The organism is Streptomyces sp. NPDC088812, assembly GCF_044750285.1.
Lineage (GTDB): Bacteria > Actinomycetota > Actinomycetes > Streptomycetales > Streptomycetaceae > Streptomyces.
Genome location: NZ_JBIVJP010000004.1, coordinates 240,236 through 265,029, shown reverse-complemented (window position 1 = coordinate 265,029; position 24,794 = coordinate 240,236). Strand labels below are relative to the sequence as shown.

Genomic DNA, 24,794 nt, shown 5'->3' with positions numbered 1-24,794 from the left:
GTCACGTTCCCCGGGTCGGGGGAATCCGCGGCGAACACCGGGCGGGGGCGCGCGGGTTGCGGCACCATGCGGTCGCATGGACGCCGTACGGGTCGCGCTGCTGCGCGAGGTGCTCGCCGGGACGCAGTGGCTGGGGGCCACGCGCAGGTTCGCCGCGGTGCTGCGCGGGTCCGTGGTGCAACACGGGGGCGGGCTGCTGCTGGTGGGCAGCGCGGCGTACGAACCGTGGCACCTGGCGGCCCATCTGGTCGACGAGGCCGCCTGGTCGGGCACGCCGGAGCTGGCCCCCACCCTGGTGCGGCTCGACGCGCGGCCCACGGACCCGGCGCACCTCGCGGTCGGCCCGGGCCGGATCGACGCCGCCCGGCGCGGCGAGACCCTGCTGGTGGTGTCGCCGGAGGGGGACGCGCCGCTGCTGGAGCGGGTGGCGGACGCGCGGCGGGCCGGGGTGACCGTGCTGGCCCTCGGTCCGGGCGGGGCGGAGCTGACGGCGCTGGCGCACGAGGCGCTGGCCGTGCCGGACGGCGCGGAGCTCGACCTGGACACCGTGCAGCACCTGGTGAGCGCGGCGGCGGGTGAGCACACGGTGCCCTCCCCGCGCGGGCGCCGGCGCTTCCGGGACCGCCTCTCCCGCCTGGCGGAGTCCCTGACCGCACCACCGCCCGCCTCCTGGTGATCGCGGGGCGGCGGTCCCGGGCTCCAAGGCTCTCCGCCAGTCCCGCGCGGACGCGCTGCCGGTCGCCGGTCCGGCGCGGACGCGCTGCCGGTCCGGCGCGGACGCGCTGCCGCCCCCGCGCGGACGCGCTGCCGCCCCCGCGCGGACGCGCCTGCCGGATGGCGCGGACGCGTCTGCCGGACGGCGCGGACGCGCCTGCCGGACGGTCCGTGCGGACGCGCCTCGCCGGCCCCGCACGAACGCGACGCACGAACCCGCGTGAACGCCACGCCCGAACCCGCGCGGACGCGTCAGTCGTCGTCCGTGGTGCCGCCCGCCGGGGCGTCGTGCCACCGGGGGTCGTTCTCCCACTGGAGGTTGCGGTCGCGGGCGGTCGCCATCGCGTGCTCGGCCTCGCCGCGGGTCGGGTACGGGCCGAAGCGGTCCTTGGCCGGGCAGTCCGGCCCCTCCTCGACCTTCTTGTGCTCCAGGCAGTAGTACCACTCGCCCGGCTTGCCGACGGTCCGCTTCTTGAACAGGGGCATGACCAGCTCCTCTCGCCACCGTCATGTTCCCCCATGCCCGCTGGTTAGACTCGCGGCATGTCCGCCCAGTCGCTGCTCGTCCCCGGGGAGCTGTCCCCCACCCGTTCCGTGCCCGGAAACATCCGCCGCCCCGAGTACGTCGGCAAGCCCGCGCCGACCCCGTACACCGGGCCGGAGGTGCAGACGCCCGAGACGATCGAGGCCATGCGCGTCGCCGGGCGGATCGCCGCGCGGGCCATGGCGGAGGCGGCGAAGCTGATCGCGCCGGGCGTCACCACCGACGAGCTGGACAAGGTGGCGCACGCGTACATGTGCGACCACGGCGCCTACCCCTCGACGCTCGGCTACCGCGGTTTCCCCAAGTCGCTGTGCACGAGCGTCAACGAGGTCATCTGCCACGGCATCCCCGACTCGACGGTGCTGCGCGACGGCGACATCGTCAACCTCGACGTGACCGCGTACATCGGCGGGGTGCACGGCGACAACAACGCCACCTACCTCGTCGGGGACGTCGACGAGGAGAGCCGGCTGCTGGTGGAGCGGACCCGGGAGTCCCTGAACCGCGCGATCAAGGCGGTCAAGCCGGGCCGGCAGATCAACATCATCGGCCGGGTCATCGAGTCGTACGCCAAGCGGTTCGGGTACGGGGTCGTCCGGGACTTCACGGGCCACGGCATCAACTCGTCGTTCCACTCCGGGCTGATCATCCCGCACTACGACAGCCCGCACGCCACGACCGTGATCCAGCCCGGGATGACCTTCACCATCGAGCCCATGCTGACGCTGGGCACCCACGAGTACGACATGTGGGACGACGGCTGGACGGTCGTGACGAAGGACCGCAGGCGGACGGCCCAGTTCGAGCACACGCTGGTCGTGACCGAGACGGGCACGGAGATCCTCACGCTGCCCTGACCCGCCCCGCGGGGACCGGACGCCGCCCCCCGACCCGACCTCGTGCGAACCCGCTCTCCCCCGGAGGGCGGGTTCCGCGTTGCCGGGGTAAGTTCGGGACGGAGGTTTTTACCGACCCACCGTCGGTAAACTTACCGACAGAAGGTCGGCAAGACGTTGACTTAGGTAAGCCTAACCATAGAAGATCTGGGGTATGGACTCCTTCTCGACAGCTATCCGCACCGCGTCCCACGAGCAGCACGTGGAGGCCGAGACCTCGACGTTCATGGGCGATCTGCTCGGCGGCCGGCTCGGCGTCGACGCGTACGCGCGCTACACCGAGCAGTTGTGGTTCGTCTACGAGGCGCTGGAGACCGGGACCGAGCGGCTGGCGTCGGACCCGGTGGCCGGGCCGTTCGTCCAGCCGGAGCTGTTCCGGCTCACCGCGCTGGAGCGGGACCTGGCGCATCTGCGGGGCCCCGGGTGGCGGGCGGGCCTGTCGGCGCTCCCGGCGACACGGGCGTACGCGGAGCGGGTGCGCGAGTGCGCCGAGCGGTGGCCCGCCGGGTACATCGCCCACCACTACACCCGTTACCTCGGGGACCTCTCCGGTGGGCAGATCATCCGCGACAGGGCGGAGCGGACCTGGGGCTTCGAGAAGAAGGGCGACGGCGTCCGGTTCTACGTCTTCGAGGACGTCGCCAACCCGGCCGCGTTCAAGCGGGGTTACCGGGAACTGCTGGACGCGGTGGACGCGGACGACCTGGAGAAGCAGCGGATCGTGGCCGAGTGCAAGCGGGCGTTCGCCCTGAACACGGCGGTGTTCCGGGCGCTGGGCGAGGAGTTCCCGCTGTCGGCGTGAGGGCCGGCGAGGACACGACCGGGCCCGCACCTCCACGGGGGAGGGGCGGGCCCGATGTCGTCTCAGTCCTGGTGGTGGCCGTAGCCGGAGGAGTCGTCGTGGTCCGCGGGACGGTCGTGACCCGAGGAGCCCTCGTGACCCGAGGAGCCCTCGTGACCCGAGGAGCCCTCGTGGCCCGAAGGACGCTTGCCGTCCGGGTGACGACCGTGCTCGGAACGAGGGTCGTGGTCCGAGGAGTAGCCGTGGTCCGAGGAGCGGTCGTGGCCCGAGGAGCGGTCGTGGTCCGAGGAGCGCTCGTGGTCCGAGGAGCGCTCGTGGTCGGCGGAGCGGCGGCTCCCGGGGAGGAAGCCGAGGCCGTCGTGGCAGTTGACGCCCGCCCAGAAGATGTCGCTGGAGACCGTGTCGATCCCGCCGATGTACGAGCTGCAGGAGGCGTGGTCGCCCTTGTCCGAGGTGCGGTGCCCGTCGTCGGCGGTGGCGCTCGTGACGCCCGCGGCGGTCAGGGCGACGCCCAGGGCGGCAGCGGCCAGGGCAGATCGGATACGCATGATGCTCCTCTCACGGAGGCTGAGTGGTCACGCCCATCGGTCCCCGCTCGCCACGGCACGCACACGCGGGACCACCCGTACGGAGGTGCGAATGACCACGGACCGCCGAGCGGCCGCCCTCCGGGCCGCGCCGGCATCACGACCGCCCTCACGACCGGCATCACGACCGCTGCCGGACCGGTGCCGGGACCGACCTCACGACCAGCACCGGGACCGGCCACGGCACCGGCCACGGGACCGGTATCGTCACCGGTCCGGTGCCCCGGTCCGGTGCTCCGGTCAGCGTTCCGGACAGCGCTCCAGGTAGACCCGTCCGCCGATCTCGACCCAGCCGTGCGGCTGAGGGGCCGTCAGGATCTGTGAGCCCGCGCCCTGGGTGATGTTGAGGGCCCGGCCCAGCCGTTCCGTGAGGAGGAGGGCCGCCGCGCCGGTCGCCTCGTCCTCCTCGATGCCGTCGTCGCGGCCGGGGAACGCCCGCGCGCGGATCCGCCCGGCCGCCTCGTCCTCCCACGCCCAGGCGTAGACCCACTCGCCGGGCGGCGGTACGGGCAGGTCGTCCACCTCGGCGGCGGTGGCGTACTGGCGGAGGGTGCGCGGCGGGGCCCACTCCGCGCGCGCCTCGATCCAGCTGAACTCGCCGTCCAGACGGACGCCGGCGACCCCGGCGGGAGTGACGAGTTCGGGTACGTCGAGCAGCCAGGCCGTGCCGACGCAGGGGTGGCCGGCGAAGGGCAGGCGCAGGGTGGGGGTGTAGATGTCGATGATCCCGCGCTCGGGGTCGTCGACGAACACGGTCTCGCTGAAGCCGAGTTTCGCCGCGATCTCCTGCCGGTCGCTCCGCTCGGGCACGCGGGAGCCGTCACGGACGACACCCAGCTCGTTGCCGTATCCGCCGTTGGGCGCGCAGAAGACGCGGAGCACGTCGTAGTCAGTCACGGGGGAATTGAAGCATCGCGCGGGCTACGGGGGCGCCCCAGGTCGGAGCAGGTCAGGTGTCCGAGGAGCGCCTGCGCACCGCGAACACCACCCCGGCGCCCGCGAGGACCGTCGCCGCGGACGCCGTTCCGAGGGCGCCGACCGGAACGTCGGAACCGGCGGGGCCCGTGCCGCCGCCGATCGCGCCGCCCGTCGCGCCGGCATCGCCGCCCCCGCCGCGCCGCACGGTGACGCGGACGTCGGCGAGCGTCCGGCGGAGGCCGTCGGTGACGGCGTAGGAGGGGACACCCTGCGGGGCGCGGGTCGCGGCGCGGGAGGCGCCGGCCGGGAGCAGGACCGCCGACAGGGCCGCGCAGAACACGGCGAGGGCCGTGGTCACGGCGGTGACCAGGGCGCGGGGGTGCGCGGGCATGAGGGGGTCCTCCGGGGCGACAACCGGTAGCGAGTAAAGGTAAGGCTAACCTAAGCTCTGTCCTGCCCGGCTCTTCACTGCCCGGGACCATCGGCGGACCGGAAGGACGGACAGGACAGTGCGACGCTCACCGAGACCGGACGTCGGACAGCGGTACGCCCCGGAGGGTGCCGTATGACCGTCCTGGACGAGGCCGTCGAGCCGGTCGAGCCCGCCGCCGCGGCCCCGGGCACGGCCACGGCCCCGCGCGGGCGGCGCGGGACGGCCGGACTGCTGACCGCCGGACTGGTCGTGGGCCTGCTCGTCCTCGTGCCGGTCGCCGCCGGACTCGGGGCGTATCCGGTGCCCGTCGGGGACGTGTTGTCCTCCGTACAGCAGCGGATCGGGCTCGGTGGAGGGGAGTTGGACCGGGTCGCGGAGTCGGTGCTGTGGAACGTCCGGTTCCCGAGGATCGTCCTCGCGCTGCTCGTCGGGGCCTCGCTGGGGTGCGCGGGAGCGTTGATGCAGGGCGTGTTCGGCAATCCCCTGGCCGAGCCGGGCGTCATCGGCATCTCCTCCGGCGCGGCGGTCGGCGCGGTCGCCGCGATCGCGTTCGGCGTGAACTTCCTCGGCACCTGGACGGTGTCCGCCTTCGCCTTCGCCGCCGGTCTCGGCACGGTCCTGCTGGTGTACGTGATGTCGCGGTCCGGTGGGCGCACGGAGGTGGTGACGCTGATCCTCACCGGGATCGCGGTGAACGCCTTCGCGGGGGCGCTGATCGGGCTGTGCCTCTTCTTCGCGGACACCGCGGCGATCCAGCAGATCACCTTCTGGCAGCTCGGCTCCCTCTCCCAGGCGACCTGGCCGAAGGTGCTCGCGGTGCTGCCGTGCGCGGTGACCGGCCTGGCGCTCGCGCCCCTGTACTCCCGGCGCCTGGACCTGCTGGCGCTCGGCGAACGGCCGGCCAGGCACCTGGGCGTGGACGTGGAGCGGCTGCGGATCGTGCTGATCCTCGTCATCGCGCTGCTGACCGCGGCCGCGGTGAGCGTGTCCGGGATCATCGGCTTCGTCGGCCTGGTCGTGCCGCACCTGCTGCGGATGGCGGCGGGGCCGGGACACCGGTTCCTGGTCCCGGGCAGCGCCCTGCTCGGCGCTCTGGTGCTGCTCGCCGCCGACCTGGTGTCCCGCACGGTCGCCGTCCCCGCGGAACTCCCCCTAGGGGTCCTCACCGCCCTCCTCGGCAGCCCCTTCTTCTTCTGGCTGCTGCGCAGGACCCGCCGCAAGCAGGGCGGGTGGGCCTGACGGCCGCCCGCCCCACGCCGGTCCCGTCGCCGCCCGCGGCGCCGATGCCGGTGCCGGTGCCGGTGCCCGTGCTGGTCCCGGCACCACCCCAGTGCCCGTGCCCGTGCTGGTCCCGGCACCACCCCAGTGCCCGTGCCCGTGCTGGTCCCGGCACCACCCCAGTGCCCGTGCCCGTGCTGGTCCCGGCACCACCCCAGTGCCCGTGCCCGTGCCCGTGCCCGTGCTGGTCCCGGCACCACCCCCAGTGCCCATGCCCGTGCCCGTGCCCGTGCCTATGCCGATGCAGGTGCGCGTGCCGGTTCGGTCGGCCGTCGTCCCGCTCCGCCGTCCCCGTCCGCTTCCCTCAAGGAACCCCCGAGGAACCCCGTATGAGACTCCTCCGCCCCCGGCCGACCCCACCACCGTCCCCCGCCGCCCCCGGCGACGTCCTCGCCGAGGCCGACGCCCTCCATGTCCGGCTGGGCGGCCGTGAGGTCCTGCGGGGTGTCGACGTACGGGTCCGTGCCGGTGAGGTCCTCGCGCTCGTCGGCCCCAACGGCGCGGGCAAGTCGACCCTGTTGGCCGCGCTCGCCGCCGACCTGCCGGCCGCGCGGGGTGTCGTACGGATCCACGGGCGTCCGGCGACGGAGTGGACGGCACCCGAACTTGCCGTGCGGCGGGCGGTGTTGCCGCAGGCGGCGGCGCTCTCCTTCCCGTTCTGCGTGGCGGACGTGGTCCGGATGGGACGGGCGCCGCACGCCTCCTCCCCCGCGGAGGACGACCTGGCGGTGGCCGGGGCGATGGCCGCCACCGAGGTGACCGCCTTCGCCGCGCGCCCCTTCTCCGCGCTCAGCGGCGGCGAGCGGGCCCGTGTCACGCTCGCCCGGGTCCTCGCCCAGCGCGCCCCGCTGCTGCTGCTCGACGAGCCGACCGCCGCCCTGGACCTCCGGCACCAGGAGCTGGTGCTGCGGCTGTGCCGGGAGCGGGCGGCGGCGGGCGACGCGGTGGTCGTCGTCCTGCACGACCTGGGGCTCGCCGCGGCCTACGCACACCGGGTCGCGGTGCTGCGCGCGGGGCGGGTCGCGGCGGACGGCCCGCCCGCCGAGGTCTTCTCCGAGCCGCTGCTGACCGAGGTGTACGACCAGCCGGTCGAGGTGCTGCCGCATCCGGAGACGGGCGCCCTCCTCGTCAACCCCAGGCGGAGCCCCTGAGCCGGCCGTCACGCCCCTGCCCCGCGGCGAGTCGGGCGGCCGGCCGGGCCCGGTGGCCGGCCAGGTCACGGTGTGGCCGCTGTACCCGGTCCCGGCGTCCGCGCCGTTCACCGCCCCGGTAGGGTTCGCCTCCGGGAAGGGGAAGGTGAAGACACCTGATGACCAGGGAACGCACCGGGGAACGCAGCCTGACGACCGGCCGTCGACGGCCCGTCAGGCGTGACCGGAACGCAGTCATAGCGGTCTCGCTCACCGCCGTCTCGCTGACGGCGAGCGGCTGCGTGGTGGTCCACGGGGAGCGCGTGGTGCTCCCCGCGGCGACCCGGGCCGAGGCCGCGAAGGCGGTCGAGCAGTTCACGACCGCGTACAACAAGGCCGACGCGGCGTACGACGCTTCCCTCGACGCCGAGCACACCACCGGGGCGCTGGGCGCCATCGACGCGGCGCGGCTGAAGGCGGGGCGGGTCAACCACCCGGACGGCAACCCGCAGCACAAGGCGCTGGTGCTGACGGACGTGCAGTACACCATCCCCAAGAAAGCGGGCTGGCCGCGCTGGTTCGTCGCCGACGCGCAGGCCAACAAAGGCGGTGACGTGCGCTGGCTGCTGGTGTTCACCCGCAACCGCCTGGCGGACCCCTGGCAGGCGGCCTACCTGACGCTGGTGGCGCCGGGGGCGCTGCCGGAGTTCAGCAAGGACAAGGACGGCTGGGCCGAGGCGGTGCCCGCCGGCTCCGGGGAACTGACGCGCTCCCCGGAGGACCTGAGCAAGGACTACGCGACCTACCTGCACGACGGCGGGGAGGCCTTCGCGGACGGCACGTACACCAGCGAGCTGCGCGCCACGCGGGAGAAGAACTCCAGCAAGCCGGGACTGGCCACGCAGTACGTCGACCAGTCCCTGACCAGCGGTGACTTCGCGCCGCTGGCGCTGCGCACCGCGGACGGCGGGGCGCTGGTGTTCTTCACCACGCACCACTACGTGAAGCAGACGGCCGCGGCGGGGGCGACGGTGCCGACGCAGAACGAGAACGTCCAGGCGCTGACGACCGGGGAGGTCAAGCAGTCCCTGACGATGGAGTTCGTCGCCAACGAGGTGGCCCTGGACCCGGCGAAGGGCTCCGGGAACGGCAAGGTGTCGCTGCTCAGCCGGCTGGAGGGGCTGACGGCGGCGAAGGGCGAGTAGCTCCCTCGGCGCGCTTCTCAGTGGCGCAGCGGCCAGGCCGAGGACGGGTGCCCGGTCTCCTGGCCGACGTGGCGGGCGCAGGCGTCGGTGAGGACCTCGAGGAGGGTGAGCGGGTCGGGCAGCGCGTGCTCGAGGCCGCGGACCCAGTGCACCGCGCGGTCGTCGTCGCCGGGGAGGCGGGCGGGCGGGACGAGGACGTAGGAGCCGCGGCAGTGCCAGCGCAGGCCGGGGTGCTCGTCCATGGTCTCGGGGTGGCAGTCCAGCTCGCAGGGCCACCACTCGTCCTCGTCCTCGGGGGTGCCGCGGGTGAGGGTGAAGAAGAGCATGCGGCCGTCGTCGCTCGCGGCGACCGGGCCGACCTCGACGCCCGCGTCGAGCAGCCGGTCGAGTGCTTCCCGGCCGGCCTCCAGCGGCACGTCGAGGACGTCGTGCACCATGCCGGTCGCGGTGATGAAGTTGGCCAGCGGCTGATGGCGGGCCCAGCGCTCGATCTGGGCGCGGTCGGTGGTGGACTGCGTCTGCCAGGCGAACGACACGGGGTGCCGGGCGGGGGTGGGACAGCCGACCCGGTCGCAGGAGCAGCGGTAGCCGGGGGCCGGATGGGCGGCGGGCGCGAGCGGCAGTCCCGCTCCGGCGGCGGCGAGCAGCAGGGCCTCACGGCCGCCGTCGTCGGCGGCCTCCTTGGGGCGGCGTCCGCGCAGCCACTGGGAGAGTTTGCCCTGCCGGCCGGTGCGGCCGCCGTACTCCGCGCTCATCTATCCCCTTGCCTCGCCGTGGTGCGGACAGCATGCCCTATGGTCCCACCATCTTGCGCATCGGGGGTCCGGAGCACCCAATCGGGGCAGGTGGGACCAGCGGGACGGATGGGGCCGGCCCGGGGAAGTCATCGCGGTGCGAGTCCGTGGAGGGCGTAGTCGACGAGGGTGTCGGTGTACTCGTACGACAGGGGGCCGGTGCGCTGGAGCCAGCGCTGGGCGAGCGGGGAGACGAAGAGTTCCAGGGCGATGCGCGGGTCGACGTCCGCGCGGACGTCCCCGGCGGCCTGGGCGGAGAGCAGGCGGTCGGCGTACAGCCGGAGGCTGGGTTCGAGGAGCTTGGTGACGAACTCGCGGCCGAGCTGCTCGTTGACGAGGCCCTCGGCGGTCAGCGCGCGGGACGGGGCCTCGAAGCGGGGGTCGAGGAGCTCGTCGACGGTGGCCCGCAGGACGGCCCTGAGGTCGGCGGCCAGGTCCCCGCTGTCCGGGATGGCGTACGGCACCTGCCCCGCCGCCTCGGCCGCCTGCTCGCCCAGGTCGAGGAACGCCTCCAGCAGCACGTCGGCCTTGGAGCCCCACCACCGGTAGATGGTCTGCTTGCCGACGCCGGCGCGGGCGGCGATGCCCTCGATCGTGGTCCTCGGGTACCCGACCTCCCCGACGAGCGCGAGGGCGGCCTCGTAGATGGCCCGCCGGGACTTCTCACTGCGGCGGGCGGTGTCGGGGGCCGGCTTTCCGGGCTGGGTGACCATGCGACGACGGTACCAAGCACATGAGACGCCCCGTCTCGCCCCGTGCCCGCCGGGACGAGACGCCGCGCCTCGCCCCGTGCCCGCCGGGAAAGGGGCACGGGGCGGGACGGGCGCCGGCTACGCGGGCTCTCCCGGGTAGCCGACTCGGCTACGGGCTCTCCCGGGTAGCCGACTCGGCTACGCGGGCTCTCCCGGGTAGCGGACGCCGATGTCGCGGCGGATCGTGTCCAGGGTGCGCAGGACGGCGAGGGTGCCGTCGAGGGGCACAAGGGGCGACTCGGTCTCCCGGGCGCGCAGCGCGCGCATGACCTCGCGGGCCTCGTGGCGCATGGTGGTGCGGGGCCCGTCGGCCGGGTCGGCGGTGAACTCCTCGGGGTCCCGGCCGGCGCGGTGCAGGACGAGGCGGTCGGGGTGGAAGAAGCCGGACGGGATGTCGATGCGGCCGCGCGAGCCGGTGACGGAGGCGGAGGTGCCGGTGCCGCCGACGAGGGAGCAGTGCAGGGCGGCGAGCGCGCCGGAGTCCCAGGACAGGGCGGCGACGGTCTGGAGGTCGACGCCCTCGGCGGAGAGGACGGCGCGGGCGGAGACGCCCGAGGGTTCGCCGAGCAGGAGCTGGGCGAAGGAGACGGGGTAGACGCCGAGGTCGAGGAGGGCGCCGCCGCCCTGGGCGGGGTCGCGCAGCCGGTGCGAGGGCGGGAAGGGGCCTTCGAGGCCGAAGTCGGCCTGCACGGTCCGCACCTCGCCGATCGCGCCGTCGTCGACGAGCGTCTTCAGGCGCCGGATCAGCGGGTTGCAGTTCATCCACATGGCTTCCATGAGGAAGCGCCCGTTGTCGCGGGCGAGCGCGACGAGTTCCTCGGCCTCCCGCACGTTCAGCGTGAACGGCTTCTCGCACAGCACGTTCCGCCCGGCCTTGAGGCACAGGCCGGCGGCGGACCGGTGCGCGGAGTGCGGGGTGGCGACGTAGACGACATCGATGTCCTCGTCCCAGGCGAGCGACTCCCAGTCGCCGTACGCGCGGGGTATCCCGAAGCGCTCGGCGAAGGCCCGCGCCGAGGTCTCGGTGCGCGAGGCGACCGCCACGACCTCCGCGTCGGGCAGGTCGATCAGGTCCGCAGTGAAGGCGGCGGCGATCCCGCCGGTCGCCAGGATCCCCCACCGCACGCTGTCCGTCGTCATCCCGCCCACCCTCGTGCCGTCCCATCGGTGCGTTCGAGCTGAGAGCATAGGTCGCGAAGACGTCGGAGAGGGAGGGGCGGCCAGATGCCCGAGGGTGGGGCGCCGATAACGGGCGGGCCGGACACGGTCGACACGGAGACGGAACGGGCGGGACGGGCGGGACGGACAGGGCAGGCGGGACGGGCCGACCGGGCAGGCCGGGCGGGCCGGACGGGCTCCTCGGGACGCCCGGCGGGGCCGTCGCCCGCCGAGCGGCGGACCGGGCTGCTCGTCGTCCTCCTCCTGGGCGGTCTGACCGCCACTCCCCCGCTGGCGATGGACATGTACCTCCCGGCGCTCCCGGAGGTCACCCGCTCCCTGCACGCGCCGGCCGCCACCGTCCAGCTCACGCTGACCGCCTGTCTGGCCGGCATGGCCCTGGGGCAGCTGGTGGTCGGGCCGATGAGCGACCGCTGGGGGCGCCGGCGTCCCCTGCTCGGCGGACTGGCCGTGTACGTCCTGGCCACGGCCCTGTGCGCGCTGGCGCCCACCGTCGGACTGCTCATCGCGTTCCGGCTGGTGCAGGGCCTCGCGGGCGCGGCGGGCATCGTGATCGCGCGGGCGGTGGTGCGGGACCTGTACGACGGTGTGGCGATGGCCCGCTTCTTCTCCACCCTGATGCTGGTCTCGGGGGTGGCCCCGGTGGTGGCGCCGCTGATCGGCGGGCAGATCCTGCGGGTGACGGACTGGCGGGGCGTGTTCGTGGTCCTGACGGTGGTCGGGGCGCTGCTGGCCTGCCTGGTGGCGGCGCGGCTCCCGGAGACGCTGCCGCCCGCCCAACGCCACTCGGGCGGCGTGGGCGAGGCCCTGCGCTCGATGCGCGCCCTCCTCGCCGACCTGCCCTTCACCGGCTACCTCCTCACCGGCGGCTTCGCCTTCGCCGCCCTGTTCGCCTACATCTCGGCCTCGCCGTTCGTCGTCCAGGAGCTCTACGGCGCCTCGCCGCAGACGTACAGCCTGCTGTTCGGCCTGAACTCGATCGGGCTGGTGGCGGTCGGCCAGGTCAACGGCAAGGTGCTGGTGGGCCGGGTCCGCCTGGACCGGGTGCTGGTCGCCGGTCTGGTGGTCGTCGTACTGGCGGCGTCGGCGCTGCTGCTGATGGCGTCGGGCGTGGTCGGCGAGGTGGGGCTGGTCCCGGTGGCCGCCGCCCTGTTCGTCCTGATGTCCGCGATGGGCGTCGTCCTGCCCAACGCCCAGACGCTCGCCCTGATGCGGGTCCGCCACTCCGCGGGCTCGGCGTCCGCCCTGCTGGGAACGTCGTCCTTCCTCATCGGCGCGATCGCCTCGCCGCTGGTCGGGATCGCCGGCGAGGACACCGCCGTGCCGATGGCCGTCGTGCAGTTGGTGGCCACGCTGGTGGCGCTGGCCTGTTTCGCCGGCCTGTGCCGTCCCCGGAGGGGCCCGGCGGCGGTGGAGAGCGGAGGCGCCGCCCGCACGGGCGGCGCCGGGCACCGGGGAGCGGACAGCTGAGCGCACCGCGGCTGCGCGTCGACACCCCGGAGCGGGCCGGGCTCGACCCCGAGGAGATGCGGCACCTCGCGTGGGACGTCGAGGGCCTCACCCGTGGCGGCCGCCCCTGGGCTGCGGGCGCCGTCGTGGTCGCCGGACGCGGCCCGGTGATCGCCGTCCAGCGGGCGGCCGGCTGGGCGGTGCGCTACGCGGCGTACGACCCCGAGGCCGGCGCGGGCGTGGAGCTGCCGCCCGGCAGACGCGTCGCGATGACCGTGGACACGCCGTTCGACCTGGCCTCCCTCACCAAGCTGTTCACGTCGGTCGCGGCGGTCCAGCAGATCGAACGGGGCACGCTCGGCATCGACACGCGGATCGGCGCCTACCTGCCGGACTTCCGCGCGGCCGCCGCCCACGGCGTCACCGTCCGCCAGTTGCTCACCCACACCTCCGGCCTCCGTCCCGAGCTGCCGCTGTACGACTGCGCGGACGACACGGAGCGCCTGGAGCTGCTGCGTGCCGAGGCGCCGGTGGACGAGCCGGGCACGTACCGGTACTCCGACCTGAACATGCTGCTGCTCCAGCAGCTCCTGGAGCGGCTGACCGGGCGCGGCCTGGACGTCCTCGTGCGCGACGGGATCACCGGGCCGCTGGGCATGACGTCGACCGGTTTCGGGCCCTGCCCCGGCGCGGCGGCCACCGAGGACCAGCGGCGCCCGTGGGCCAAGGCCGACCGGGGCCCGCTGCGGGGCGTGGTGCACGACGAGAACGCCTGGGCGCTGGGCGGGGTGGCCGGTCACGCGGGCCTGTTCTCCACGGGCCGCGACCTGGCCGTGTTCTGCCGGGCCCTGCTCGCAGGCGGCGCGTACGGGCCCGCCCGCGTCCTCGGGCCGGACTTCGCGGAACTGCTGCTGACGCGGCCGGGGCTGGGGTTCACGGTGGACCAGCCGTGGTTCATGGGGGAGCTCGCCGGCCGGGGTGCCGCGGGCCACACGGGGTTCACGGGGACGTCGCTGGTGCTGGACCCGGCGACGGACAGTTTCCTCGTCCTGCTGGCGAACACGGTGCATCCGGTGCGCCGGGCACCGGACAGCACGCCACGGGCCCGGGCGGGGACGCGACTGGCGAGGGCGATGCGGTGAGCCCGGCGGCTTGAGGCGGGGAACCCGCCGGTCGGGTACGGGGAACCCGGCGGTCCGGGGACAGGCGGGCGCCGTTCGCCCCGTAGGGGCCGACGGCCCGATACGGGGAACCCCGCGGCCCGGGGACAGGCGAGTGCCGACCGCACCGCAGAGGCCGACGGCCCGATACGGGGAACCCCGCGGCCCGGGGACAGGCGGGCGCCGATCGCACCATAGGGGCCGACGGCCCGATACGGGGAACCCCGCGGCCCGGGGACAGGCGGGCGCCGATCGCACCATAGGGGCCGACGGCCCGATACGGGGAACCCCGCGGCCCGGGGACAGGCGGGCGCCGATCGCACCGTGGGGGCCGGCGGGTCGGGGGCGGGTGCGGGACCTGAGAAAATCGTGGGGTGAACGTCTCCGTATCCGCCTCCGAGCTGCTCCGTGGCGCCCTCACGGATCTCCTCGACGGGCTCCCGCCCAAGCAGGCCGCGCAGGCCGTGGACCGGTTGATCGCCAACTACCGGGGGGCCACGCCCACCGACGCGCCCATCCTGCGCGACCGCGCCGATGTGGCCGCGTACGCCGCGTACCGCATGCCGGCGACCTTCGAGGCGGTCCGGTCGGCGCTGGAGGCGTTCGCGGACGCCGTGCCCGGGTGGGTGCCCGGCGGCCATGTGGACGTCGGCGGCGGCACCGGCGCGGCCACCTGGGCGGTCGGCGCGACCTGGAGCGGGCAGCGCCCGGTGACCGTCCTGGACTGGGCGGAGCCCGCGCTGGCCCTGGGCCGGGAGATCGCGGACGCGAACCCGGCGCTGCGGGACGTCCGCTGGCAGCGCGCCCGCATCGGCGCGGCGCTCGCCCTGGACGCCACCGACCTGGTCACCGTCTCCTACGTCCTCAACGAGCTGTCCGCCGCCGACCGCGCCGCCCTGGTGGACGCCGCCGCGGCCGCCGCGCAGGCCGTGGTGATCGTCGAGCCGGGCACCCCGGACGGCTACGCGCGGATCATCGAGGCCCGCGGCCGGCTCGTCGCCGCCGGTTTCCGCATCGCCGCGCCCTGCCCGCACAGCGCCGCCTGTCCGATCGTGCCGGGCACCGACTGGTGCCACTTCTCGGCGCGGGTCAGCCGCTCCTCGCTGCACCGGCAGGTCAAGGGCGGTTCGCTGGCGTACGAGGACGAGAAGTTCTCCTACGTCGCCGCCGCCCGCTTCCCCGTCGCCCCGGCGTCCGCCCGGGTGGTCCGGCGGCCGCAGATCCGCAAGGGCCAGGTGCTCCTCGACCTGTGCGGGGCCGAGGAGCGGCTGGAGCGGACGACGGTGACCAAACGCCACGGCGAGCTGTACCGGGCGGCGCGGGACGCCGACTGGGGCGACGCCTGGCCGCCGCCGGCCCCGTAGGCAGGGCGGTCCCTAGGGGGTTCCGGCCGGGCAGGGCGGTCCCTAGGGCGGTCCCGGCCGGGCAGGGCGGTCCCTAGGGGGTCCCGGCCGGGTCAGGCCGGCTTGAGTCCCTGGTCGCCCACCTCGGTGACGAAGGACGCGGCGGTGGTGAGCGGCGCGCCCGTGCGGGTGACGTAGGGGACGGTCTTGAAGTCGGCGCGGGCGAGGTCGCGGCCGAGGTCCACGGTGACGTAGCCGCGCCGCCCGTTGTAGAACTTCAGGTGCGGGTTGGCGGCCGTGTAGGTGGCCCAGTTGGCGGGCTTCTCGGAGCCGTCGCGGCCGCTGGCGATCGAGGTGGCCACGATCTCCGTGCCCAGCGTCCGGGACGCCGGGTCGTCGAAGTCGTCCTTGATGTCGAAGGCGTACCCGACGTGCACGTCACCGGTGAGGACCATGAGGTTGTCGACGCCGGCGGCCCCCGCGCCGTCCAGGACGCGGCGGCGGGAGGCGCGGTAGCCGTCCCAGGCGTCCATCGACAGCTTGGCGACCGGGTTCAGGTCCAGCTTCCGCTGCGAGAAGGTGACCTGCTGCGGTACGACGTTCCACAGCGCCCGTGACGTGCTCCAGCCGTCGAGCAGCCAGCGCTCCTGCGTGGCGCCGGTCATGGTGCGGGACGGGTCGTCGATGTCGGGGCCGGGGAGCTGGGCGCCGTCGCCGTAGGCCTGGTCGGAGCGGTACTGGCGGGTGTCGAGGACGTCGAACTGGGCGAGGTCGCCCCAGTGGAGGCGGCGGTAGAGCCGCATGTCGGAGCCGTCGGGGAGCTGGGGGCGGCGCAGCGGCTGGTTCTCCCAGTAGGCGCGGTAGGCGGAGGCGCGGCGCAGCAGGAACTCCTCCGGCGGGACGGTGTTCTCGGGGGTGTCGCCGGCGTAGTTGTTCTCGGTCTCGTGGTCGTCCCAGGTGACGACGAAGGGGTGCGCGGCGTGCGCGGCCATCAGGTCGGGGTCGGACTTGTAGAGGGCGTACCGCAGGCGGTAGTCCTCCAGGGTCACCGTCTCGTGGTTGAACAGGTCGGGAAGCGTGCGGTCGGTGTAGTTGCGGTAGTTGCCGACCGCGTTGACCGCGTACTCGTAGAGGTAGTCGCCGAGGTGGAAGACGACGTCGACGTCGTCCTGGGCGAGGTGGCCGTACGCGGTGTAGTAGCCGTCGGCGTAGGCCTGGCAGGAGACGGCGGCGAGTTTCAGGCCCGCGGCGCGGGAGCGGGTGGCGGGCGCGGTGCGGGTGCGGCCGGTCGGGCTGGTCCAGTCGCCCACGCGGAAGCGGTAGTAGAAGACGCGGTCGGGGTCCAGGTGGCCGACCTCGACGTGGACGGTGTGGTGGAACTCGGGGTGGGCGGTGGCCGTGCCGCGTCTGACGGCCCGTCGGAAGTGCTCGTCGTGGGCCAGTTCCCAGCGGACGGTGACGCGTTCCGCGGGCAGGCCGCCGTCGGGCTGGTAGGGGGCCGGGGCGAGGCGGGTCCACAGGAGCACGGAGCCGGGCAGCGGGTCGCCGGAGGCCACCCCGAGGGTGAAGGGGTCGTCGGCGATCCGGGCGGGGTCGAGTTCGGCGGCGGCCGCCGCGCCTGCGGCGGGCAGGTTGACCGCGAAGGCGAGGGCGGCGGCCGCTCCGGTGACGGTGAGGAAGCGGCGGCGGCCGATGTGGCGGGCGGCGGCGCGGAGTTCGGGGGCGTGCTGGGACGGGCGAGCTGCGGGTGTCATTCCGGTCCTCCCCAAAAAATGGATGCAGGAGGCATTGGAGTGGCCGGGGACGACCCGGGGAAGACGCCGGAGGGGCGCGTGGACAACAGTCGGGTGGCGGACGGAAGCATTCCGTGTCGCGGGCCCTGCCGTACGCTGCGGGCCCATGAACGCCGAGCGAACTGACGTACAGTCGAAGATCGCCGTGGTCACCGGCGCCGGTTCCGGCATCGGCCGCGCCGTGGCCGTGGAACTGCTGCGCACGGGCTGGTCGGTGGTCCTGACGGGCCGCCGCGCCGAGACCCTGGCGGAGACGGCCGCACTGGCCGCGCCCGAGACCGAGCCGCTCACCGTACGGACGGACGTCTCGCGCCCCGACGACGTGGCGGCCCTGTTCGCCGCCGTGCGCGCCCGGTTCGGCCGGCTCGACCTGCTGTTCAACAACGCGGGCACGTTCGGCCCCGGCGGCGTGCCCGTCGAGGACCTCCCCTACGACGCCTGGCGGCACGTGGTGGACACCAACCTCAACGGGGCGTTCCTGTGCGCGCAGGCGGCGTACCGGCAGATGAAGGAGCAGGCACCGCAGGGCGGACGGATCATCAACAACGGCTCGATCTCGGCCCACACGCCCCGTCCGCACTCCGTCGCCTACACGGCGACCAAGCACGCCCTGACCGGCCTCACCAAGTCGCTGTCGCTGGACGGGCGGCCGTACCGCATCGCGGTCGGGCAGATCGACATCGGCAACGCGGCGACCGACATGACGGCCCGGATGGCGACGGGCGCGCTCCAGGCCGACGGGAGGACCGTGCCGGAGCCGGTGATGGACGTCGCCGACGTGGCCCGCACCGTGCGGCACATGGCGGAGCTGCCGCTGGAGGCGAACGTGCAGTTCGCGACGGTCCTGGCGACGGCGATGCCGTACGTGGGCCGGGGCTGACCGCTCGCCCGACAGACCGTCACCTCACCGACCTGCCTCGTCGACCCACCTCACCGACCCGTCCCGTCGACCCGCCTCACCGCCCCGTCCCGTCGACCCGCCTCTCACCCGTCTCATCGACCCGTCTCATCGACCCGTCCCGTCACCCCGTCCCGTCGACCTGCACAAGCGGATCTTCCCCTTCCACCCCATTGCGCCCGGTAGCGGACTTATGCTCGACCCACCTCCACCGAACGTTCACATGTGAGGCACGAGCGTTCCACCGAGCCACATCGAGGGGGGAGGGGCAGCCGTTCCACGGCGCCGGGTGGGGGTGGACCCTGCGCGGAGCCGCGGGGTACGCACCGGACCGTGGAACGGCTGCCGCACACCGGGGCACCCGCCCGCGCCACAGGGGCACTTCGGGCCCCCTCGGGGCACTTCGGGCACGCTCAGGGAATTCTCATCCCATACCCCGGTATTCCCAGGCCATGCACATCCTTTACCCATGCCGACTCAAAGGTTTCTCCCTAATTTGATGCCGCGCCCACAGCGGGCGCCAAGAACCTCATGAGGAACGGGATGTTTGGCATCTATCTCAAGCGCGAGCTGGGTCGGCGCAAGAAGGCGGCCCTGGTCATCGCACTGGGTCTGGCGCTCGGTATCGCGCTGGTCATCACCGTCAACTCGGTGTCGGCCGGCATGACGCAGGCACAGGACAAGGTCCTGCAGTCGCTGTACGGCCTCGGCACCGACATGACCGTCACCAAGGCACGAACGGCGCCCACCGGAAACAGCTCCCAGGGTCCCAGATTCGAGTTCGACGCCTCCTCCGACGAGGACGAGGAGCAGAGCTCGGACCGCGTGATGACGCAGGGAGGTCAGGCCCTGAAGTCGTCGCTCGTGACGAAGGTCGCGAAGCAGAAGGGCGTGGCGGCCGCGGTCGGCGCGCTCACCCTGAACGTCACCAAGGTCGACGGCTCCTTCACCCGGGGCGAGGCGCAGAGCTCCTCCGGCGGCCAGTCGCAGGGCCAGGGCGGCCCGGGCGGCAGCGGCGGCAACAGCACCGCGGCCCCGCAGGTCCAGGGCGGCGGCGCCTCCTTCGACGTCAACTCGTACTCCGTGGCGGGTGTCGACGTCACCGACCAGGACCTCGGCCCGCTGGCCGGCACGGAGATCACCTCCGGCAAGACCTTCACGTCGGCGCAGGCCAATGCCGCGGTCGCGCTCGTCAGCGCCTCGTACGCCAAGGAGAACTCCTACAAGGTCGGCTCCACGCTGACCATCTCCGGCACCAAGTACAAGGTCATCGGCGTCGCGACGCCCGACAGCAGCGAGTCCACCACGGACGTCTACCTGCCGCTGAAGCAGGCGCAGACCCTCGCCGACGCCGCCGACCAGGTCACCACGATCTACGTCAAGGCGACCGACTCGAAGAAGATCGACACCGTCAAGGCGGCGATCCAGAAGAACATCTCCGGTACGACGGTGACGACCTCCGCCGACCTCGCGGACACGGTCTCCGGCTCCCTCTCCACCGCCTCGAACCTGGCGGCCGGCGTCGGCAAGTGGCTGTCCATCGCCGTGCTCGTGGCCGCGTTCCTGGTCGCCGCGCTGCTGACCTCCTCCGCGGTGTCCCGCCGGGTGCGCGAGTTCGGCACGCTGAAGGCGCTGGGCTGGACGAGCCGCCGGGTGACCCGGCAGGTGGTCGGCGAGTCCATCGTCAACGGCCTCCTCGGCGGTGTCCTCGGCATCGGCCTCGGCCTGGCGGCGGCGTACACGGTGACGGCGATCAGCCCGACGCTGACGGCCGAGCTCGGCAACACCGGTGGCGGCATGGGCGGCGGCGGCATGGGCGGCGGCCCGGGCGGCGGGGGCGGCGGCCAGTCGGCCGCCAACACCCTGGAGATCGCGCTCTCCGCGCCCGTCTCCCTCACCACCATCGCGCTCGCGGTCGGCCTGGCGGTCGCCGGCGGTCTCATCGCCGGTGCCATGGGCGGCTGGCGCGCCTCCCGGATGCGCCCGGCGGACGCCCTGCGCAGCGTTTCCTGACCGGCCGCCACCTCCCTCACGGATTACGGATCACGGAGAAATCCATGTACAAGCTCACCGGCGTGACCAAGCGCTACACGCGGGGCAAGGAGACGGTCGAGGCGCTGCGCGGCATCGACCTCACCATCGAGGACGGCGACCAGCTCGTCATCCAGGGTCCCACCGGCGGCGGCAAGTCCACGCTGCTCCAGATGATCGGCGCCCTGGACCGACCGTCCGAGGGAAGCGTCGAACTCGACGGCGTCGACCTGGCCCGCCTCGGCGAGGCGAAGCTGACCCGGGTGCGCGCCGAGAACATCGGCATCATCTTCCAGGCGTTCAACCTCATCCCCACCCTGACCGCCCAGGAGAACGTCGAGACGGCCCTGGTGCCGCTCGGCGTGAAGCCGGCCGAGCGGCGCGAGCGCGCGGCGGAGGCGCTCCGGTCGGTCGGCCTGGGCGAGCGGCTGTCGCACGTCCCGTCCGAGATGTCCGGTGGCCAGCAGCAGCGCGTGGCCATCGCCCGCGCGCTGGTGAAGAAGCCGAAGGTCCTCCTCGCCGACGAGCCCACCGGCAACCTCGACGAGGGCACCCGCGACGACATCATGACCCTGCTGGAAGGGCTGTGGCAGGAGTACGGGCTGACGTTCATCATGGTCACCCACGACTCGTCCATCGCCCGCCGCGCCCCGCGCCTGGCCACCATCAAGGCCGGGCGGCTGACGCTGAAGGAGCAGGCGGTCAGCCGCTGACCCTCCCGGTCGGTCCCTGACACGACCTCACCACGGGCCGCTCACCGCCCGAGCAGCCGGCCGACCCCGGCCGACTGCCGGGCCGTGGGCGGCCCGTGCGCGTTCGCGTGCGTTCACACGTGTCCCCGCCCTCCGGAGGCCGCACCGGCCCGGCGGCTACGCCTGCCCGGTCTCGAACCGGGAGATCCGCCCGTCGTCCTCCACCACGAACCGCCACTTGGTGCGCATCTCGCCCCAGGTGTCGTTGCTGTGGCGGGCGAGGAGGACCCGGCCGCCACCGGACTCGTTGTCGACCTCCAGGTGACCGTGGGAGGAGAAGATCTCCCGTTCGGTCCACTCGGCGAGGTCGTGGTCCACTCCGTCGTCCGCCATGGTCGCGTCGGCCGTGAGCAGACGCATGAAGGCCTCCCGGTCATGCGCGTTCACCGCGGAGACGAAGGCCCGGACGGCCGGGTCGGTGAGTCTTCCGGTCTGGATCGTCATACGGCTCACCTTCACACCGCCCTCCGCACCCCGCCACCCGAACGGCGCCCGGACGGGGCGGTGCGGCCCGAGGAATGCGACGGTGGAACGGCCATCACCCCTTCCGTCCGCTCCAGGAGTTGTTGTGACCTGTCTCGACCGACGTGATCTGGGCCTGCTGCTGCTCCGGCTGGGCACCGGCGGAGTGCTGATGGCCCACGGCACGCAGAAGCTGTTCGGCTGGTTCGGCGGACACGGCCTGGAGGGCACAGGCCAGTTCATGGAGTCCGTCGGCTACGCACCGGGCCGGGCGAGCGCGACGGCGTCGGGCCTGGCGGAGACCGGCGGCGGTGCGCTGCTGGCGCTGGGCCTGGCCACCCCGGCGGCGGGCGCGGCGGCGGCCGGCGCGATGGCGGGCGCGGCCGCGGTGCACGTACCGAACGGCTTCTTCGCCCAAGAGGGCGGCTACGAGTACGCGGCGGCCCTCGGCCTCACCGGCGCGTCCCTCGCCATCACCGGCCCCGGCCGCCTCTCCCTCGACCACGCCCTCGGCCACGCCGTCAACCGCGGCTGGATGGTCCCGACGGCCCTCGCGGTGGCGGCGGCGACCACAGCGGTGGTCGTGGGCCTGCGCACCCGACGGCTGCGGCGCCGGCGGGAGGGCGAGCAGGAGACGTTGTTCGAGGAGTGACCGCCGGGGCAGGCTGCACGCATGAACGACAGCACCCCGCACGCACCGGCGCCCGTTCCCCCCGACCTCTGGGCGACCGTCGACGCCCTGTGGGCCTGGCTGGACGCCGATCAGCCGCTCACCGGCCGGGAGGGCCTGACGCTGTGCATGCTGAAACTCTCCGAGGAGGTCGGCGAGGCAGCCCAGGCGGTCATCGGCGCGACCGGCCAGAACCCCCGCAAGGGCACCAGCCACACCTGGCAGGACGTCGAGGCCGAACTCTGCGACGTCGTCATCACGGCCCTGGTGGCCCTGCGAACGCTGACACCGGACGCCCGGGAGGTGTTCGGGCAGCATCTGCGCCGGGTGGCGAAGAGGTCGCTGGGCTGAACCTCAGGCCCCCGGGAGGCCGCCGGTCCCCACCGCCATGACGAACGCCGACCAACCGGCTGCCGAGAACACCAGCGCGGGCCCGGCGGGCGACTTGGAGTCCCGGACGGGGACGCCCGCCCGGTAACCGTCGAGCACTTCGACGCAACTGCCGCCTTCGGGACCGCTGTACGACGACGTGCGCCAGCCTCGCAACGCGGAGCTGTCCGGGATGGTGTGCTCAGTCACGGCGTCCGTGGTCCTCTGCTATCGCCCGCATCATGCCCAACGACTCCTTCAGCGACAGTGCGTCGGTCAGTGCCAGAGCGTAGACGCCTTGAAGGCGTGTGACCACGGCCGGAGAGTCGTGCACCTTGCCGACCTGGACGCCCTCCGAGTACGCGACCGGCGGCTGGTCCTCGAACCACATCAGGGTGAGCAGGCTCTGGAGGAGCTGGTACGCCCCGACGTCGTAGGGCATCACGTGCACGCGCACACGTCGGCGCTCCACGAGCCGGACCAGGTGCGTGATCTGTTCGGCCATGATCTCGCGACTGCCCACGACACGACGCAGCACGGACTCGTCGAGCAGCGCCCAGACGGTCGGCCTGGCCTCGTCGTCGAGGATCTTGGCGCGGTCGAGGCGTGTGACGACGAGCCTGTCGCACTCCTCGTCGCTCACGGAAGGGTAGGACGTGCTCAGCACCGCACGCGCGTACGCCTCGGTCTGGAGGATGCCCGGGACGAAGGACGGCGCGAACTCGCGGATCTCGGTCGCCTGTTGTTCGAGCAGCCGGGCCGCCTCGAAGTACTCCGCGACCGCCGCGCCCCCGTCCGGCAGGAAGCTGCTCAGCACGTCCCCGGTGTTCAGTGCCCGGTCCAGCCGTCGCGCGTCCTCCTTGGACGGGATGCGGCGGCCGGCCTCGATGTGCGAGATGTGCGAACGGGTCATGATGGCCTGGTCCGCGAGCTCCTGCTGCGTCAGTCCGGCCGCCTCCCGCTGGGCCTTCAACCACTCACCGTAGATGTTGCTCAACGTCATCTCCCGCGCGACAGAAGCGATGTCACCTGCTGACCTCTGGCGAGCGTAGCCGCTTCGTCTCACTCTGTAAGCGGATCGCTACACAGCGATGCCCACCGACCGACCGGAGTCCGACGAACGTGCTGCCCTCCCCCGCAACCGCTTCCGCTCCCACACCCACACCCGCCCCCGAACTCCATTTCAGGGCCCAGCTCAGCTCCACCCGTCGAGGTGCGCGTCTCGCACGCCTCCTCGTGGAGCGGCAGTTCGAGGAGTGGGGCCTCCCCCGCACCGATCCCGTCGCACGGGCCGTAGCCGCCATCACCGCCGAACTCGCCGCGAACGCCGTCACGCACGGCCGCACCCCCGGCCGGGACTTCGAGGTATGCCTCTCCCTCTCCCCGGCGCGAGCCCGCGTCGAGGTCGGCGACACCCGCCCGGACCGCCTGCCACCGGTCCCCGACGGCACGGCCCCTGCCGCCTCGCCACCCCCGGACACGGCGACGAACGGCCGCGGCCTGCTCCTGGTCGACGCCTTCGCCACGCGCTGGGGTTGCGAGACGGGCGACGGCTTCACCAAGACCGTGTGGGCCGACGTGTCCCGATGACGAAGCCGGCCTCCAGGAGGGGTGCCCGCACGGCAGCACACTGTTCCTGACGGCTCTGACGCCCTGATCACACCAGCCGCTTCGTGATCATTGCCTGTTGTCGGTGGCGGCTGAACTACCGACGAGTGCCCGCTTCCAGCCCCACGGCCATCGTCAGACGGCAACCACGTGTACGTCCGTCGGCGCGAGGACCGTCAGGTAGGCCTGGATGTCCCCCGGATCGGTGGTGAAGATCACCGCGCTGCCGTGCCGGGCGGCCGCCAGGGCCACCCAGGCGTCCACCGCGTCCGGCCGCTTCTTCGCCGGCAGGGCCGCCCGCCCCAGAGCGGTGCCGATGCGCCGCCAGTCCGCGAGGTCCGGGCCCGTCGCACAGGCCAGGCACTCCGGACGACCCGCCTTCGTCTCGCGCATGGGCGGCTCGGACGTACGGGCCTGAGGGACCGTGCAGTCCTTCAGTACGCCGGACAGGGCATGCACCAGCGCCGGCTGGGGGCGCCACACCTGGGCGAGGACCGGTCCGAGCACCAGCGCCCGGTGCGGGACCGTGCGCAGTCCCTCGTGGAGGGCCACCGCCTTCGCCTTGCGGTCGGCGAGTGCGATGAGCATGCCGGTGTCGTAGACCGGCACCCGTGCGCTCACGCGGCGTGCCCCGGACGGCGGCCTTGCCGGTCCCGGCCGTGGACGAGCCCGAGGGCTTCCTCGACCTCGTGGCGTTCCTGCTCGGTGAGGTCCGCGGCCGGTCCCGGGGCGGGTTCGGCGGGCAGCCCGTCCGCTGCCTGCTCCGCCCGGGCGATGAGTGCGTCCACCTCGGCGAACTGTTCCTCTATGGCATCGCTCTCGGCCATCTGGCGCGTCGCGGCATGCACCAGGTAGGCCGAGACGTCCATGCCTGCCCGTTCCGCGTGCTGCCTGATGCGTTCGGCCTGGTCCTGCTCCAAGCTGATGGTGATGCGCGCTTTGGCCACGAAAGCATCGTAATACGCGTATGACGGCACTGCGAGTGCGGTGGAGACGGGCAACCGGCCCGTTCACGACATGGCATGGC

General features: G+C 73.6%; 28 protein-coding genes. 15 read left to right on the top strand and 13 right to left on the bottom strand.

Translation table 11 applies throughout. From position 1 onward, the window contains the following. Positions 1–76: 76 nt before the first annotated feature. The gene (locus ACIP67_RS09565; protein WP_389511753.1) at positions 77–676 is read left to right on the top strand and encodes a hypothetical protein; all 600 of its coding nucleotides are present in this window, start codon (positions 77–79) and stop codon (positions 674–676) included. A gap of 290 nt (positions 677–966) precedes the next feature. Here the strand turns inward: ACIP67_RS09565 and ACIP67_RS09560 are convergent, their stop codons facing one another. Further along, complete coding sequence (locus tag ACIP67_RS09560; RefSeq protein WP_401689924.1) at positions 967–1,200, bottom strand: hypothetical protein; 234 nt, start codon at positions 1,198–1,200, stop codon at positions 967–969. 57 nt (positions 1,201–1,257) lie between these two features. Here ACIP67_RS09560 and map point away from each other — a divergent pair, with 57 nt between their 5' ends. Both map and ACIP67_RS09550 read left to right on the top strand, forming a co-directional pair. Further along, complete coding sequence (map, locus tag ACIP67_RS09555) at positions 1,258–2,115, top strand: type I methionyl aminopeptidase (RefSeq protein ID WP_401689921.1); 858 nt, start codon at positions 1,258–1,260, stop codon at positions 2,113–2,115. 193 nt (positions 2,116–2,308) lie between these two features. After that, a complete protein-coding gene (locus tag ACIP67_RS09550) occupies positions 2,309–2,956 on the top strand; it encodes a heme oxygenase (biliverdin-producing) (protein ID WP_401689918.1) in 648 nt (215 codons plus the stop codon). 62 nt (positions 2,957–3,018) lie between these two features. Here the strand turns inward: ACIP67_RS09550 and ACIP67_RS09545 are convergent, their stop codons facing one another. The 3 genes from ACIP67_RS09545 to ACIP67_RS09535 all read right to left on the bottom strand — a co-directional run bounded on the left by ACIP67_RS09545 (position 3,019) and on the right by ACIP67_RS09535 (position 4,852). After that, entirely contained in the window at positions 3,019–3,504 is a 486-nt protein-coding gene (locus tag ACIP67_RS09545) for a hypothetical protein (RefSeq protein WP_401689916.1), read from the bottom strand. Positions 3,505–3,783: 279 nt separating this feature from the next. Next, entirely contained in the window at positions 3,784–4,440 is a 657-nt protein-coding gene (locus ACIP67_RS09540; RefSeq protein ID WP_401689913.1) for a PhzF family phenazine biosynthesis protein, read from the bottom strand. Positions 4,441–4,492: 52 nt separating this feature from the next. Next, on the bottom strand, positions 4,493–4,852 hold the full coding sequence (locus tag ACIP67_RS09535) for a hypothetical protein (RefSeq protein ID WP_401689910.1): 360 nt from the start codon (positions 4,850–4,852) through the stop codon (positions 4,493–4,495). 174 nt (positions 4,853–5,026) lie between these two features. On the opposite strand from ACIP67_RS09535, the gene ACIP67_RS09530 reads away from it, so the two are divergent. From ACIP67_RS09530 to ACIP67_RS09520, 3 genes are all read left to right on the top strand, one after another. Further along, entirely contained in the window at positions 5,027–6,133 is a 1,107-nt protein-coding gene (locus ACIP67_RS09530; protein ID WP_401689908.1) for a FecCD family ABC transporter permease, read from the top strand. A gap of 368 nt (positions 6,134–6,501) precedes the next feature. Next, positions 6,502–7,323, top strand: coding sequence for a heme ABC transporter ATP-binding protein (locus ACIP67_RS09525; RefSeq protein ID WP_401689906.1), 822 nt, complete (start codon positions 6,502–6,504; stop codon positions 7,321–7,323). 158 nt (positions 7,324–7,481) lie between these two features. After that, positions 7,482–8,507 carry a hypothetical protein gene (locus ACIP67_RS09520; protein ID WP_401689903.1) on the top strand — a complete coding sequence of 342 codons (1,026 nt, stop codon included), beginning with the start codon at positions 7,482–7,484 and terminating at the stop codon, positions 8,505–8,507. A 17-nt stretch (positions 8,508–8,524) separates the two neighbouring features. Here ACIP67_RS09520 and ACIP67_RS09515 read toward each other — a convergent pair whose 3' ends face one another. The 3 genes from ACIP67_RS09515 to ACIP67_RS09505 all read right to left on the bottom strand — a co-directional run bounded on the left by ACIP67_RS09515 (position 8,525) and on the right by ACIP67_RS09505 (position 11,193). Beyond that, complete coding sequence (locus ACIP67_RS09515) at positions 8,525–9,262, bottom strand: bifunctional DNA primase/polymerase (RefSeq protein ID WP_401689900.1); 738 nt, start codon at positions 9,260–9,262, stop codon at positions 8,525–8,527. A gap of 128 nt (positions 9,263–9,390) precedes the next feature. Continuing rightward, a complete protein-coding gene (locus tag ACIP67_RS09510) occupies positions 9,391–10,014 on the bottom strand; it encodes a TetR/AcrR family transcriptional regulator (protein WP_401689897.1) in 624 nt (207 codons plus the stop codon). A 177-nt stretch (positions 10,015–10,191) separates the two neighbouring features. Beyond that, positions 10,192–11,193, bottom strand: coding sequence for a Gfo/Idh/MocA family protein (locus ACIP67_RS09505; protein ID WP_401689894.1), 1,002 nt, complete (start codon positions 11,191–11,193; stop codon positions 10,192–10,194). 84 nt (positions 11,194–11,277) lie between these two features. Between ACIP67_RS09505 and ACIP67_RS09500 the strand changes: the two genes are divergently transcribed. The 3 genes from ACIP67_RS09500 to ACIP67_RS09490 all read left to right on the top strand — a co-directional run bounded on the left by ACIP67_RS09500 (position 11,278) and on the right by ACIP67_RS09490 (position 15,205). Continuing rightward, on the top strand, positions 11,278–12,702 hold the full coding sequence (locus ACIP67_RS09500) for a multidrug effflux MFS transporter (RefSeq protein ID WP_401689891.1): 1,425 nt from the start codon (positions 11,278–11,280) through the stop codon (positions 12,700–12,702). 56 nt (positions 12,703–12,758) lie between these two features. Further along, entirely contained in the window at positions 12,759–13,823 is a 1,065-nt protein-coding gene (locus tag ACIP67_RS09495; RefSeq protein ID WP_401689888.1) for a serine hydrolase domain-containing protein, read from the top strand. A gap of 392 nt (positions 13,824–14,215) precedes the next feature. Then, the gene (locus tag ACIP67_RS09490; RefSeq protein ID WP_401689885.1) at positions 14,216–15,205 is read left to right on the top strand and encodes a small ribosomal subunit Rsm22 family protein; all 990 of its coding nucleotides are present in this window, start codon (positions 14,216–14,218) and stop codon (positions 15,203–15,205) included. A 92-nt stretch (positions 15,206–15,297) separates the two neighbouring features. Here the strand turns inward: ACIP67_RS09490 and ACIP67_RS09485 are convergent, their stop codons facing one another. Continuing rightward, positions 15,298–16,938: an alkaline phosphatase D family protein gene (locus tag ACIP67_RS09485; protein ID WP_401689882.1), complete on the bottom strand. Its 1,641-nt coding sequence runs from the start codon at positions 16,936–16,938 to the stop codon at positions 15,298–15,300. Between the two features lie 145 nt (positions 16,939–17,083). Here ACIP67_RS09485 and ACIP67_RS09480 point away from each other — a divergent pair, with 145 nt between their 5' ends. The 3 genes from ACIP67_RS09480 to ACIP67_RS09470 all read left to right on the top strand — a co-directional run bounded on the left by ACIP67_RS09480 (position 17,084) and on the right by ACIP67_RS09470 (position 20,619). Next, on the top strand, positions 17,084–17,857 hold the full coding sequence (locus ACIP67_RS09480) for an SDR family oxidoreductase (protein WP_401689879.1): 774 nt from the start codon (positions 17,084–17,086) through the stop codon (positions 17,855–17,857). A gap of 561 nt (positions 17,858–18,418) precedes the next feature. Then, entirely contained in the window at positions 18,419–19,888 is a 1,470-nt protein-coding gene (locus ACIP67_RS09475) for an ABC transporter permease (protein ID WP_401689876.1), read from the top strand. A 44-nt stretch (positions 19,889–19,932) separates the two neighbouring features. Further along, complete coding sequence (locus ACIP67_RS09470; protein ID WP_401689874.1) at positions 19,933–20,619, top strand: ABC transporter ATP-binding protein; 687 nt, start codon at positions 19,933–19,935, stop codon at positions 20,617–20,619. Between the two features lie 156 nt (positions 20,620–20,775). Here the strand turns inward: ACIP67_RS09470 and ACIP67_RS09465 are convergent, their stop codons facing one another. Then, complete coding sequence (locus tag ACIP67_RS09465; RefSeq protein ID WP_401689871.1) at positions 20,776–21,102, bottom strand: nuclear transport factor 2 family protein; 327 nt, start codon at positions 21,100–21,102, stop codon at positions 20,776–20,778. Between the two features lie 124 nt (positions 21,103–21,226). Between ACIP67_RS09465 and ACIP67_RS09460 the strand changes: the two genes are divergently transcribed. Together ACIP67_RS09460 and ACIP67_RS09455 are read left to right on the top strand one after the other, a co-directional pair. Continuing rightward, positions 21,227–21,772, top strand: coding sequence for a DoxX family protein (locus ACIP67_RS09460; protein ID WP_401689868.1), 546 nt, complete (start codon positions 21,227–21,229; stop codon positions 21,770–21,772). 21 nt (positions 21,773–21,793) lie between these two features. Beyond that, complete coding sequence (locus ACIP67_RS09455) at positions 21,794–22,141, top strand: MazG-like family protein (RefSeq protein ID WP_401689865.1); 348 nt, start codon at positions 21,794–21,796, stop codon at positions 22,139–22,141. Between the two features lie 3 nt (positions 22,142–22,144). Here ACIP67_RS09455 and ACIP67_RS09450 read toward each other — a convergent pair whose 3' ends face one another. Then, positions 22,145–22,369: a DUF397 domain-containing protein gene (locus ACIP67_RS09450; RefSeq protein WP_401689862.1), complete on the bottom strand. Its 225-nt coding sequence runs from the start codon at positions 22,367–22,369 to the stop codon at positions 22,145–22,147. Then, on the bottom strand, positions 22,362–23,156 hold the full coding sequence (locus ACIP67_RS09445; protein WP_401689859.1) for a helix-turn-helix domain-containing protein: 795 nt from the start codon (positions 23,154–23,156) through the stop codon (positions 22,362–22,364). The genes ACIP67_RS09450 and ACIP67_RS09445 overlap by 8 nt, the downstream gene beginning before the upstream one ends. Positions 23,157–23,281: 125 nt before the next feature. Between ACIP67_RS09445 and ACIP67_RS09440 the strand changes: the two genes are divergently transcribed. Further along, positions 23,282–23,749, top strand: coding sequence for an ATP-binding protein (locus tag ACIP67_RS09440; protein WP_401689856.1), 468 nt, complete (start codon positions 23,282–23,284; stop codon positions 23,747–23,749). 153 nt (positions 23,750–23,902) lie between these two features. Here ACIP67_RS09440 and ACIP67_RS09435 read toward each other — a convergent pair whose 3' ends face one another. Further along, complete coding sequence (locus ACIP67_RS09435; RefSeq protein WP_401689853.1) at positions 23,903–24,388, bottom strand: hypothetical protein; 486 nt, start codon at positions 24,386–24,388, stop codon at positions 23,903–23,905. After that, a complete protein-coding gene (locus tag ACIP67_RS09430) occupies positions 24,385–24,714 on the bottom strand; it encodes a plasmid mobilization protein (protein WP_401689851.1) in 330 nt (109 codons plus the stop codon). Before ACIP67_RS09430 ends, ACIP67_RS09435 begins: the two co-directional genes overlap by 4 nt. Between the last annotated feature and the right edge of the window lie 80 nt (positions 24,715–24,794).